This is a genomic window from Promicromonospora sp. AC04 (genome assembly GCF_003058225.1).
Lineage (GTDB): Bacteria > Actinomycetota > Actinomycetes > Actinomycetales > Cellulomonadaceae > Promicromonospora.
Map to the genome: position 1 here is coordinate 372053 of NZ_QBUG01000004.1, position 12976 is coordinate 385028.

Genomic DNA, 12976 nt, shown 5'->3' on the forward strand with positions numbered 1-12976 from the left:
GTTCGGCGCGAGGGTCAGCCCTCGAAGGTGACGTCCACCGTGATCTGGTCGACGCCGGTCAGCGCCTTCGAGATCGGGCAGCCGACCTTGGCGGCCTCGGCCGCGGCCTTGAAGCCCGCCTCGTCGATGCCGGTCGCGAACCCGCGCACGGTCAGCGCGCTCTTGGTGACGCGGACGCCGCCTGCCGGGTCCGGCCCGAGGGTCACGTCCGCGGTGACCTCGATCTGCTCCGGTGTGGCACCGGCGATGCCCAGCTCGTTCGTGAATGCCATCGTGAAGCAGGACGAGTGCGCGGCCGCGAGGAGCTCCTCGGGGCTGGTGACGCCTGCGGCTTGGTCGGCGATGCGCGCCGGCCAGGATACGTCGTACGTCCCTACGCCCGACGACGAGAGCTCGACCTGCCCCGACCCCTCCAAGAAGGTGCCGTTCCAGGCGGTGCGGGCGGTACGTGCTGCCATGGTGCGCTCCTTGAGAAACTAGATGATTCCTGCGTGCCCGACACTACGACGCCCGCCGGGCAGTCACGTCACGGTGCGAAGTCGAGCAGCTCCTCGTCCACGGCCATGACGGTCCAGCCGCTGCCCGTGGCGTCCTTGAGCTCGTAGGCAGGGACGAGCAGCACCACGCCGTCGGGCAGGGTGTAACGCACCTCGGTGAGCGTCGCCGAGACGATGGTCACGTCCTCCACGGGCCAGGCGATCGAGCCACCCGGCGTGGGTGCATCCCCCGCCGACGCCACCCCCTCCGGCCGCGACCCCAGCACCGCGCCGGAGAACCGTGGGTCGCCCAGGCGCTCGACGGCCTCCACCTCGCTGACGACCGGGTACGAGCCCAGGATCTCGCCCCCGGATGCGATGTACACCTCCGCCGTCGTCGGCGCGTCCGACAGCCCGACGCCCGCGTGGAACACGAGCCCCGTCGCGGAGGGCAGGTCGCCACCCGCGTCGAGCGGCGCCACGCCCTCGGACCTCGGCTCGTCCCGCTCGACCAGGGGCGACGGCGCCCCGCCCGACTCGGCCTCGTCCTCCGACTCGGGCGCCGCCTCGGCCGCCTCCCCGGACTCGGGTGCCGTCACCCCGGCGTCCGCTGCCGTCGGGGCGCTCCCCGCCCCCGACTCCCCCGCCAGGTAGCCGCCCCCGCCCGCCGCGACGATCCCCGCCACGGCGGCCGCGACGAGCCACGGCGTCCGACGGCGGTGCCGCCGCACCGCGAGCTCGTCCGTCCGCCCGGGCCCGGGCCCGGTCTGCTCGGTCTCGGGCTCCCCGGCACGCTCCCGCCCGTCGGTTCCCTCGTGCCCCGCCCGCTCCGACGGCGCCCGCACCTCCGCCAGCGGCCCGGATCCCGAGCCGGCGATGAGCGCGTCGACCTTCGCCCGGAGCACGCCCTCGACCGGATCGGGCGCGCGCTTGGCGGGGTCCGCTGCCACCAGGCGGTCGTACGCCGGGTCCCCCGGTCGCTGGTGCTCGTTCATCGCTGTCCCTCCGTGCCTTGCCCGGCTGCGCGCCGCGTACACCCTCTACATGTGCTCATGCGTCCACCGCTTGCTCATGGGCGTCCCACGCGTCGCGGAGACGCGCCCGGGCGCGGGACAGGGCCGCGTCGGCCCCGCCGCGGGAGACGCCCAGCACCCGGGCGAGGTCGTCGCCCGACAAGCCGTCCCAGGCGACGAGCAGGAGGATGCGCCGGTCGCGCGGGGACAGCCGGGACAGCACCCGGCGTACGGCGTCGTCGTCGGCGGCGAGCGTCGCGGGGTCCACGTCGTCCGGCTCGTCCGGGACGACCGCGACCGGCAGCGCCCGCATCTTGCGCCGGTGGTTCGCCAGCACGTACCCGGCGGTGCGGTACATCCAGGGCAGCTCGGCGCCGTCGGGCACGTCGTCGCGCCGGCGCCACGCGGTGGCGAGCACCTCCGCGGCGAGGTCCTCGGCGTCGGAGGCGCGGCCGCCGTCGGGCAGCCGGCGCACGAAGTACGAGTAGAGGGCGCGCGAGTGCGCGTCGAAGAGCGCGCTGAACCACGCTTCGTCGTGCGGCCTGTCGGGCGCGGGCCGGTCGTGCGGCGGCTCGCCGGGGCTGTCGTCCACAACCCCACTCTGTCGCGAATGCCCCCTTCCTTGCACGCCCAGCCACACGCAAGCGCGAAGTAGAACTGCGGCGAGACAGAACTCTGGCGAAGTAGAAGCGCAGCGAGTGCCGCAGTCCTACTTCGCCAGAGTTCTGTCTCGCCGCAGTTCTACTTCGCGGGCGTGGTCAGCAGGCGCCCAGGTCCACCCACACGCCCCACTCTCCGGTGGTGCCGGGCGTCTCGCCCTGCGTCCACCACTTGGCGCGCCACTCGTGGCCGCCGTGCGACACGGTGCTGCCGTTCGTGTAGATCGCCGAGGCGCTCCACGCGGCCGAGGCGCACGCGTCACCCGGTGGGTCCGTCGGGGGATCCGTCGGCGGGTCGGTCGGGGGATCCGTCGGGTCGGTCGGGTCGTCGCCGCCCTCCACCGGGCCCGGCGTGCCGGTGCCCAGCACGCCCTGGAGCGCGCCGGTCAGCTCGCCCGAGCGGTCACCCGACAGGTCCCACCACATGGCCCCGCCCAGCCCCTGCGACCGGATGTACTGGGCCTTCGCGGTGACCGACTGCGTGTTGTCGTACGACCACCAGTTGTTGCCGTCGTGCCGCCAGGCAGCGGCGAGGTTGGCGTCGTAGTAGCCGGTGCCGACGTTCTTGATGACGTCGTAGTCGTTGATGCCCGCCTCCCACTGCCCCGAGGCCGCACCGGTTGCGGTACCCCAAGGGGTGGACGACGTCGCGCCGGTCCAGCCGCGCCCGTACATCGCGAGGCCGAGGCCGAGCTGCGCGGGGTCGACGCCGTTGTCCACGTACGTCTGCACGGCGAGGTCCGCGCTGAACTGCCGCGCGGCGGCCCTCGGGTCGGCGGGGTCGTCGTAGAGGTTGCCCTGGTGCCCGGTGAGCGTCGGCTCCCAGGCCCCGTGCAGGTCGTAGCCCTGGACGTTGCCGAAGTCGAGGGACTCGAAGATCTCCGGGTCGTTCCAGCCGCCGTCCTCGATGTCGGCGGGGTTGGCCGGCAGGAACGCGGAGAGCTCGTAGTCCTTGCCCGTCGTCGCGCCGAGGGCGTCGAGCTGCTCCCGGAACTCGGCGAGCAGGAGCTTGAAGTTGCGCGCGTCGTTCACCGGGTCGACGTGGTTACCCACGTTGCCGTTCGGCGAGCCCGGCCACTCCCAGTCGATGTCGAACCCGTCGAAGACGCCCGCGGCCGCGCCCGCACCGCCGCGGCCGTCGATGACCGGCAGGTTGCCCTTGATGAACATGTTGATACAGCTCGACACGAGCTTCTGCCGCGAGGCGTCGGTCGCGGCCGCCAGCGAGAAGTTCTTGGACCAGGTCCACCCGCCGATCGACATCATGACCTTGAGGTCCGGGTGCTTCGCCTTGAGCTGCTTGAGCTGGTTGAACGACCCCGCCAGCGGCTGGTCCCAGGTGTCGGCCGTGCCGGACACCGAGTTGGCCGCCGTGTAGCCCATGCCGTAGTCGGCCCAGGCGTCGCCCGCACCGTCGGACCCGTCGGGGCCGGTGCCCTGGGCCTTGTTGGCCTCGAAGCACTCGAGGTTCTGGTGGTGGATGTTCGCGAAGGCGTAGTTGATGTGGGTCAGCTCGTCGGCCACGCCGGACGTGTCGATCTGCTTGACCTGGTAGCCGCGCCCGTACACGCCCCACTGCGTGAAGTAGCCGACGCTACGGAAACCGTTGATGGCGGAGCTGCTCGCGGCGGCGGTCGTCGGCTCTGCCTCGGCCGCGTTCGCCTCCCACAGGCTCGCGCCCGCTACGGCGGCGGAGGCCGCCACGGCGACCGCGGCCACCCCCGCGAGGACACGTTTGGTGAGCCGTCTCGTGCCCGACGGCGGAGCGAAGGTCGGTCCCATGTGCTTCCCTCTCGTCTGCGGCCCCGGTCGGCCGACGTCCTCCTAAAGTAAGGAAGCCTCGCATAATGCGGAATGAGGGAAATCCCCTACGCATCTAGGTAGCCCGCCTGCGCAGCAGCCGGGTGACGCGGCGGATCGCCGAGGTCCGGTGCACCACGGGCGACCACTGCGCGAGCGCGACGGCCAGCAGCAGCGCCACGCCGTAGAACAGGTCGTTGACCCACCGCGGCGAGCCGCCGAGCTGCAGGCCCTTGATGCCGACGGCCAGGACGTACATCGCCACGATCGTGCCCCACACGTTGAACCGGCCGCCCCTGAACTGGGTCGAGCCGAGGAAGACCGCGGTCAGCGCCGGCAGCAGGAAGCTGGGTCCCACCGTCGGGTCGCCCGCGTTGATGCGGCTGGTGAGCAGCGCACCGGCGAGCGCCGCGATCGCCCCGCCGGCCATGAGCGTCCCGACCTGCAGCCGTTCGACCCGCACGCCCGCCAGCCGCGCACCGTCCGGGTTGTAGCCGGCCGCGTACATCCGGCGCCCCACAGGCGTGCGCTCCAGCACGTACCAGGTCACCAGAGCGACGGCGAGCAGGATGTACACGGGCAGCGTGACGCCCCCGACCTGCGTCGTGGCGATCTCGCGGTAGTCGGGCCCGAGGTCGAGGATCTGCTGGCTGCCGGACAGCCACGCCATCCCGGCCAGCAGGATCGAGCTGACGCCGAGGGTCGCGATGATCGGCTCGACCCGCAGCCTGGTGATCACGAGCGCCGTCACCAGCCCGATCAGCGCACCGACCACGACGACGAGCGGCAGCTGCAGCGCGATCGGGAGCCCGGCCCTGCCGAGCAGCCAGGCCGACAGGATCGCGGTGAAGCCCACCTGCGCGCCGACGGCCAGGTTGAGCGACCCGGCGACCAGCGGGATCAGCGCGGCGATGGCGGCGAGCCCGGTGAGGGCCTCGGCGTCGAGCAGCGAGCGCCACACGCCGACCTGGAGGAACTTCTCCGGGATCCAGATCGAGAAGACGATGAACATCGCGACGAAGATGTAGACGGCGCTGATGTTCCGGAACGAGAGGGCACGAATCATGGTTCTCCCTGGGCAGGACGGGGGTTCGGGGAGGGCCCGCCCGACGGCGGAGCGGGTCGCTCGAGCCCGTATCCCTCGACGACGAGCCGGTGCTCGGTGAGGTCTTCACCGTGCAGCTCGGCGGCGACCCGGCCGTCGCGCAGCACGAGCACCCGGTCGCACAGCCGCAGGAGCTCCTTGGCGTCCGACGAGCTGACGAGGACCGCGGTACCGGCTGCCGCGGCCTGCGCGACGGCGTCGTAGATCGTCGCCTTGGCGCCGATGTCGACGCCCTGCGTCGGCTCGTCCAGCAGCAGCACCGCCGGGTCGTCGCGCAGCCAGCGCGCCAGCACGAGCTTCTGCTGGTTCCCTCCGCTGAACAGCGCGAACGTCTGCTCCGGTCGCGGCGGGACCACCCGGTAGGCGGTCATCAGCCGCGCGGCCTCGGCCTGCTCCAGGCGCCGGACGACGGCGCCGAACCGGTTCCGCAGCGTCCGCAGCTGCGGCAGCGTGACGTTCTCTCGCGCCGTCATGGGACGGATCGCGCCGTACCGGGCACGTTCGGCGGGGACGAACGCCATCCGGCGTCGGATGCTGCGCGCGGGAGAGCGTCGCGGGTAGGGCTCGCCGTGCACGGCGAACGTGTCGGCCCGGGCCTCGACCGCGCCGAAGAGCAGGGACGACACGGCCTCGCGGCCCGAGCCGAGCACGCCGGCCACGCCGACCACCTCGCCCGGGTACAGCTCGAGGTCGAGGTGCGCCACGGCCTCGCCCACCAGGCCGCGGACCGCGAGCACGGGGTCGGCGTCGGGCCGCCGGGTGCCGGCCCGGGCCACGGAGCTCGTCACGGATGCCCCGGTGATGAGCTCCACGAGCCGGTCGTGGTCCATCGACGACACGGGCTCGTCGGCGACCTTGCGGCCGTCCCGGAGCACCGCTACGCGGTCCGCGAGGGAGAGCACCTCGTCGAGGCGGTGGGAGATGAACACGACCCCCGCGCCCTCGGCGGCCAGCCGCCGCACGGCGTCGAACAGCACGTCCACCTCGGAGCGGTGCAGGGACTCGGTGGGCTCGTCCAGGACTATGACGTTCCGGCCGTGGGTCCAGCCGTCCAGCGCCCGAGCGATGGCGACGATCGCCCGCTGGGCGGGGGTCAGCGCCCGCACCGGGACGTCGACGTCGAACACCTCGCCGAAGCGGGCGACGAGGTCGCGCGCCCGGGCCCGCTCCGCCGTCGGGCGAGACGGGTGGAGAGCCGACGCGCCGGACGCCTTGACGAGGTTCAGGTTCTCGATGGTGGTGAGCTCGCCCACCAGGGCGAGGTCCTGGTGGATGAAGTGGATCTCGGCGCCGTCCACGGGCGTCGCCGCCCCCGAGTCCTGCGTGTGGACGCCGGCCAGGACCTTCACGAGCGTCGACTTCCCGGACCCGTTGTGGCCGATCACGGCCACCACCTCGCCGGACCGGACGTCCAGGGACACCCGGTCCAGCGCGGTCAGGCCGGGGAACGTCTTGACCACGGAGTCGACCCGCAGCAGGAGGGAGGGTTCCGTCATGACCCCGCCCGCACGGCTGGTCCCGCCCTCACGACTGGTCCACGAGCCAGTTCGCCGCGAACCGGTCCTGGAAGTCGGGGATGGACACGTAGCCCACCACCGGGTCCTCTGGCGCGTTCTCCTGGTCGATCACCTGGGTGAGCGTCGCGGCACGGGTCTCGGCGTCGGGCCAGGCGTACTCCTGCCCGGCCATCTCGCGCAGGAGCTGGTCCAGCACCGTCCACATCATGAGGTTCAGGTCGACGGCGAGCGTCGCGTCCTGGTCCCCGGCGGCGATCTGCTCGTAGTTCGGCGGCGCCGTCCACATGGCGATGCCGTCGACGTCGATGCCGGCCAGGCCCAGCTTCTGCGGCAGCCCGATCTGGACCTCGTCCACGGCCGAGACGAAGTACTCGGTCTGCGGGTTGGCCTGGAGGTCGCTCACGACGCGGTCCGCTGCGGTCGAGCCGAGCTCGGCGACCGGGATGTCGACGACGCGCAGCTCGCAGTCGGGGCAGAGCTCGGTCAGCTTGTCCTGCGCGCCCTCGAGCTCGAAGGGCGAGAAGGGGAACTCGGGGATGTTGTAGAAGACGTACTCGCTCGCGCCGCCGGAGCGGACCACCGCTGCCGCGGCGAGCGCCGCGCCGTTGGTCCGCATCCAGTCGGGGCCGTTGAACGCCTCGGGCAGGCCGAACTCCTCGGTGTTCATCACCGAGCCGCTCGCGACGGGGATGCCCAGCTCGTCGAGCTGCTCGATCTGGCTCTCGAAGAAGACTGGGTCGAGGGTGATGTTGATGACGCCGTCCGGGGCCAGCTCCACCACGGTGTTCATGGCGGCGTTCACGCTCTGCGCGTCGCGGCCCACCTCGACGCGCTCCAGCTCGATACCGAGCAGCTCGGCGGGCGCCTGCAGGTTCTCCCACATCACGGCGCTGACGGGTGTGCCGACGTCGAGGTAGACGACGGTGGTGCCCTTCCCGACCGGCTCGCTGAGCGGTTCGTCGATGAGCAGGCCCTTGTCGCCGCCGCCCGTCCACGGTTCCAGGAAGGCCTCGGCCGCTGCGACGTCGGGCCCGGCGCCGTCCGCCGCGCCGTCGTCAGCGCTCCCGTCGGTGCAGCCGGCCATCAGCAGCGCTGCTGAGGCCGCGAACGTGACTGCCTGTGCGGTCCTGCGTGATCCGTACCTCATCACACGCCCCTCTCGTCGCCGTCGGCGACGACGGCATCGCCCACGCCGACGTCGTTGCCGGCGTGGGCGAGAACGTAGGCGCGGCCAGGTGCGGGTTCAAGGTGCCGCCAGGTTCGCTGCACAAAACGCCGACGCCCGGAAGTCCCGCGGCGTGACCGCGTATGCCCGGCGGAAGGCCCGGGTGAACGTCGTCGCGTCGTCGAACCCGCAGGCGTAGGCGATGTCGGCGACGGTCCGTGCGTCGACCGGGTCCGCCAGCCGCTCGGCCGCTGCACGCAGCCGGACCGTGCGCAGGTGCTCCCCCGGTGTGGTGCCCAGCGCCTCGAACAGGTCGTAGAGCCGACGCCGCGACACGTAGTGCCGCCGGGCGATCCCGTCGACGTCGAGCGTCGGGTCGGCCGCGTTCGCCCGCACGAAGTCGAGGACGGTCACCCGCAGGCCGTCCGGCGTCTCGGGCAGCACGGGCGCCGTCGCGAAGGAGGAGCGGAGCATGGCGACGGCGAGGTCCCGGGCGACGCCGGGGAGGTCGGGCACCGTCAGGCCGGCGACCGGACCCTCCCGGACCGGACCGTCCCGGCCCAGGCTCGGCACCTGCCCAGCCACGAACCCGAACAGAGTCCGAGCCGCGGCCGAGCCAGGCACCGCGAGCCGGCGTCGGGCCGCGTCCAGCAGGTCGCGCGGCAGGCCGAGGGAGGATCGCGAGACCTGCACGATGAGCTGCTGCTGACCCGGCGAGGAGTAGTCGAGGTAGTAGGGCGCGTCGGTCGCGTAGACGGAGACGGACCCGCTCCGGACGGCGACACGCTGCCCGCCCGCACACACCAGCCCGGTCGCGGAGCGCTGCAGGGAGAGATGCAGGTCGTCGCTCCCGGCGTGCGCAGCGAGGCGGGAGGACCGCTCGGCACTGGTGCCGGACGTCGTCACGAGCGACACGGACAGCCCGGCGTCCAGGGCCGCGTGCTCCATCCGGCCGTGGAAGGCGGACTCGAACCCGAGGCAGTTCAGGGGCACGAAGCAGCTGCTGACGACGTCTTCCCACGCGTCCGCGCTCTCGACCTCGAGTACCGCCACCGTGTGCCTCCATGCACGTGCCCGCCCCGTTCCCGGGAGCGCTCTCGGTGCTGGGGATCGTAGTGCACAAAACGCCGACGGCGGCAGGTGCGGGCGGTGTTAGCGTCCCGACGAGGCACCTTCACAGGGAGGCGGAACGATGGCGTTCTTCGATCAGGCGGGCTGGGACGGCCGCGCATACATCGGCGGCTGGGTCACGACGGGCGGCACCGCGGAGGTGATCTCCCCCGCCACCGGCGAGCGGCTGGCCACGGTCGCCGAGGGCACGGCGGCCGACGTCGACCGGGCCGCCGTGCTGGCAGCGGAGGCGCAGCGCGACTGGGCGGGCCGCCCCGCCGAGGAGCGGGCGGCGGTCCTGCGCAAGGCGGCGGCGGTGCTGGAGACGCACCAGGACGCGTTCGTCGACTGGCTGGTCAAGGAGGCCGGGTCCGGCCAGGGCAAGGCAGCGTTCGAGCTGGGCCTGGTCACGGCCGAGCTCCACCTCGCGGCGGGCACGGCCACGATGCCGTACGGGCAGCTCCTGGCGTCCGGCCACCCCCGGCTGTCGCTGGCCCGACGCCGCCCCGTGGGAGTGGTCGGCGTCATCGCACCGTTCAACTTTCCCGGCATCCTCGCGATGCGCTCCGTCGCGCCCGCCCTCGCCCTCGGCAACGCGGTGGTGCTCAAGCCCGACCCGCGCACCTCGGTGGCCGGCGGCCTGTTCCTCGCGGCCGTGCTGGAGGAGGCGGGCGTCCCGGCGGGCGTGTTCGGCGTGGTGCCGGGCGGGGCGACGGCGGGCGCGGCGCTGGTCGAGCATCCGCGGGTCCCCGTCATCTCGTTCACGGGCTCCACCGCGGCCGGCCGCGTGATCGGCGCGACGGCCGGGCGCCTGCTCAAGCGGGCGCACCTGGAGCTCGGCGGTAACAACGCGCTCGTCGTGCTGCCCGACGTCGACGTGGCCGCCGCCGCTTCCGCCGGCGCCTGGGGGTCATTCCTGCACCAGGGCCAGATCTGCATGACCACCGGGCGGCACCTGGTGCACGAGGACGTCTACGACGAGTACGTGGGGCTGCTGGCCGAGAAGGCGGCGGCGATCCCGGTGGGCGACCCCGCGACGGGCTGCCCGCTCGGCCCGCTCATCGACGCGAACCAGCGCGACAAGGTGCACGGGATTGTCACGGACACCGTGGCGGCCGGCGCGACGCTCGAGGCCGGCGGCACGTTCGACGGCCTGTTCTACCGGCCAACGGTGCTGTCGGGCGTCCGGCCGGAGCACCGCGCGTTCGCGGAGGAGATCTTCGGGCCGGTGGCCCCGGTACTGCGGTTCGGCGACGTCTCCGATGCGATCGACCTGGTCAACGCCACCGAGTACGGCCTGTCGGTGGCGGTCCTCAGCGGCGACACGTTCGGGGCGTTCGAGCTGGGTGACCGCATCGACAGCGGCGTCCTGCACATCAACGACCAGACCGTGGACGACGAGGCGCCCGCCCCGTTCGGCGGCACCGGCGCGTCCGGGACAGGCGCCCGGTTCGGCGGCCACGAGGCCAATATCGAGGCGTTCACGGAGACCCAGTGGGTCACCGTGCAGTCCCGGATCCAGCGCTATCCGTTCTGAAGATGCCCCGCTTCCCGCGCCCGCGACGGCAGGATTAGCATTCCGGCAAAAGTTAGGAAACCTGCGTTAACAGGACATAAGGGATATCCACTCGGTGGGACTACGTAGTGGAGGGCGACCAACCGCGCGTGGTTGTTTCGGCGCAAAACCTTTGGCGCCGAAACAACCTCTTGCGGTATCAGGTACATCGTTGGTCCGTGCCAGGGCAGGGTCCCAGGCGTTGCGCCATATCGCAGCAAAAGTCGCAGGCCCAGGTTGATGCGGGTGAAACGTGAGACGGTCATACTTGCGAGCACCGTGAACGAATCCGGGAGGCTCGACGATGACCGCGCTGCCGCAGCAAGTCGTTTTTCCGCTCTCCCTCGGTGACCGCACCGTGGCGCCCAACGTCGCGTGCGAGCTCACGCGAGTGGTGGGTGACGAACCTGGATGTGTGGACCAGACAGCCCGGATGCTCGACGACGAGCATCTGGTCGGGACGGCGCTGATGCCGGACCCGCTGCCTGCCGCACGTGCGGTCCGAGAGGCCGTAGGCCCGCTCGGCCTCGACGACGACGCGCGCCGCGTGCTGCTCGTCGCCGCCGTCGCCGTGGTGGACCGCACCGAAGTACTGCTCGCCGCGTCGGGCACAGACATCGACACCCTCATGGCCGGCCCCGCCGGCCGCCACCTGCACCTGGTTGGCGGCCGGTTCCGGTTCCACCATCCGCGCATCCGCTCAGTGGTGCACGACGACGCCGACCTCGCCTCCCGCACCGCCGCCCACGTCGCGCTGGCGGAGGTGCACCGCAAGGCCGACGAGCCGCTCGTCGCCATGTGGCACACGGCCCTGAGCACGCTCGCGGGTGATCCCCTGCTCGCCGACGGCCTGGTCGAGCTCGCCGAGCAGCACCTCACCCGCGGCGACGTCCACCGCGCGCACGAGGTCGCCCGCGAGGCAGCGAGCCACGGCACGGACAGGGTGCGGGCGCGCGCCTTTGCGGTGGCCGGCCGGGCATCGCTGTGGGCAGGGCACGTCCACGACGCCGTCGTGTACCTCCGCCGGGCCACCAATCCCTCCGTCAGCGGCTCGTCCGCCGTCGGCGTGCCCGACGCCGCCCGCTCGCTCGGCATCGCGCTGTCCCTCCTGGACGGCCGGCCCGACGCCGTCGTCCCCGAGGACGCCACGGGACCCGACCGCGCGGCGATCGCCGCCGCCCGCAAGACGATGCGATTGCTCGACGGCGCACCCGGCGAGGCGGCCACCATCCTGTCCGACGTCGCGGACCTGGCCCCCGCGCGCACCGCCGGCTGGTGGTTCGACGGCCCGGACGAGGCGATGACCCCGCTCGCGGAGGCGCACCTGCGGGTGGCGCAGTCGTACCTGGCGCTGCGCCTCGGCAACATCACCGAGGCGGCCTCGGTGCTCGACGACGCCGTCGAACGCCTCCCCGTGGCCCTCGCCTTCGGCGGGCTCGGGATAGCGCTCGCGCGCCGGCTCGACCTGGTCCGGGACGGGCACCTGAGCCGGCCGACCGTTGCTCTCGAGGCGTCGGTGCCCGGGCAGGTCGCGCCGGTGGTGCGTGCGGCCACGCTCGGCGACCGCGCCCAGACCGCCGTGTTCGACGGCCGCTGGGTCGAGGCCGCGACCCTGCTCGGGCTCGCGGCCGAGCGCGGCGGCGACGAGCTGCGCCGCCTCTGGCTGCCCACGCCCGACCCGGTGGAGCTGCTGGTGCTCGCCGGCCAGGACCGGGCGGCCCGCCGCTCGCACGAACGCCTGCGGCTCCGCGTGCTGCCGTCCGTGGGCTCGGACGCGAGCGGCTACTCGGGCGGGCCCGGCGGGTCCGGGGGCGGGCAGTCCGGGCTGTCCGGGAGCGGGCACGCCGGGACCGGCGTGCCCGGGGGCTCCGCCAGCTCCGGCGGCGCGGGTTTCTCCGGCGGGCCGATACGACGCCGCCGGCTCGACCTGGCCCGTGCCGAGCTCGCCCTCGCCGACGCCTCCGGGGTGAACAGGGCCCGCGAGCGGGCCGTCGAGGCGTCGCTCCGCGTGGGCTCGACGTTCGAGCGTGGCCTCACGGAGCTGGTCGCCGCCCGTTCCTTCGCCCGGCTGGGCCTGCCCGGCGACGCCGCCGCGCACCTGCTCGGCGCCCACGAGCTGTTCGAGGAGTCCGGCGCGAGGGCCTGGGAGCACATCGCCGAGCAGGCGCTGAAGACGCCGGGCTTCGTGCGCGAGCCCGCGGGCCGCGGCGCGGCGGGCTCGGCCGGCGAGACCGCCGGTCGCGCTGCCGACACCGCCGGCCGGGCCGCCGACGCCGCTGGCCGAGCCCGTCCGAGCCCGACCGAGGCACCGGGCGAGCCGTCAGGAGCGGCGGTCGTCGACGCCGGGGAGGAGCTGTGCGGGCAGTGGACCGACCTGCTCACCGAACGGGAGCTCGACGTCGCGCGGCTCGTGGTGCAGGGCCGGACGAACCGGCAGGTCGCCGCGAGCCTCTACGTCTCGGTCCGCACCGTGGAGGTGCACCTGGGGCGGGTCTTCCGCAAGCTCGGGGTGCGCTCCCGCACCGAGCTCGCGGTGCTGGCGCTCCGGGGTTGAGCCGCTGGCCGGCGCCGGTCCG

The 12976-nt window shown here is 73.2% G+C and carries 10 protein-coding genes; 2 read left to right on the forward strand and 8 right to left on the reverse strand.

Features of this window, described 5'->3' with window-relative positions; genetic code table 11:
- Positions 1-14: 14 nt before the first annotated feature.
- The 8 genes from C8K30_RS13270 to C8K30_RS13305 form a co-directional block, all read right to left on the reverse strand.
- Positions 15-458 carry an OsmC family peroxiredoxin gene (locus tag C8K30_RS13270; RefSeq protein WP_108493369.1) on the reverse strand — a complete coding sequence of 148 codons (444 nt, stop codon included), beginning with the start codon at positions 456-458 and terminating at the stop codon, positions 15-17.
- A gap of 68 nt (positions 459-526) precedes the next feature.
- Entirely contained in the window at positions 527-1471 is a 945-nt protein-coding gene (locus C8K30_RS13275) for a hypothetical protein (RefSeq protein ID WP_108493370.1), read from the reverse strand.
- Positions 1472-1526: 55 nt separating this feature from the next.
- The gene (locus C8K30_RS13280) at positions 1527-2081 is read right to left on the reverse strand and encodes an RNA polymerase sigma factor (RefSeq protein WP_108493371.1); all 555 of its coding nucleotides are present in this window, start codon (positions 2079-2081) and stop codon (positions 1527-1529) included.
- 166 nt (positions 2082-2247) lie between these two features.
- The gene (locus C8K30_RS13285; RefSeq protein WP_233257169.1) at positions 2248-3930 is read right to left on the reverse strand and encodes a glycosyl hydrolase family 18 protein; all 1683 of its coding nucleotides are present in this window, start codon (positions 3928-3930) and stop codon (positions 2248-2250) included.
- Positions 3931-4024: 94 nt separating this feature from the next.
- Positions 4025-5014: an ABC transporter permease gene (locus C8K30_RS13290; RefSeq protein ID WP_108493372.1), complete on the reverse strand. Its 990-nt coding sequence runs from the start codon at positions 5012-5014 to the stop codon at positions 4025-4027.
- Entirely contained in the window at positions 5011-6549 is a 1539-nt protein-coding gene (locus tag C8K30_RS13295; RefSeq protein WP_108493373.1) for a sugar ABC transporter ATP-binding protein, read from the reverse strand. The genes C8K30_RS13290 and C8K30_RS13295 overlap by 4 nt, the downstream gene beginning before the upstream one ends.
- A gap of 28 nt (positions 6550-6577) precedes the next feature.
- Positions 6578-7717, reverse strand: coding sequence for a substrate-binding domain-containing protein (locus C8K30_RS13300; protein WP_108493374.1), 1140 nt, complete (start codon positions 7715-7717; stop codon positions 6578-6580).
- Between the two features lie 96 nt (positions 7718-7813).
- On the reverse strand, positions 7814-8788 hold the full coding sequence (locus tag C8K30_RS13305; RefSeq protein WP_108493375.1) for an AraC family transcriptional regulator: 975 nt from the start codon (positions 8786-8788) through the stop codon (positions 7814-7816).
- Between the two features lie 139 nt (positions 8789-8927).
- Here C8K30_RS13305 and C8K30_RS13310 point away from each other — a divergent pair, with 139 nt between their 5' ends.
- Entirely contained in the window at positions 8928-10382 is a 1455-nt protein-coding gene (locus C8K30_RS13310) for an aldehyde dehydrogenase family protein (RefSeq protein WP_108493376.1), read from the forward strand.
- Between the two features lie 433 nt (positions 10383-10815).
- Positions 10816-12954: a helix-turn-helix transcriptional regulator gene (locus C8K30_RS13315; RefSeq protein WP_146197463.1), complete on the forward strand. Its 2139-nt coding sequence runs from the start codon at positions 10816-10818 to the stop codon at positions 12952-12954.
- Positions 12955-12976: the final 22 nt, after the last annotated feature.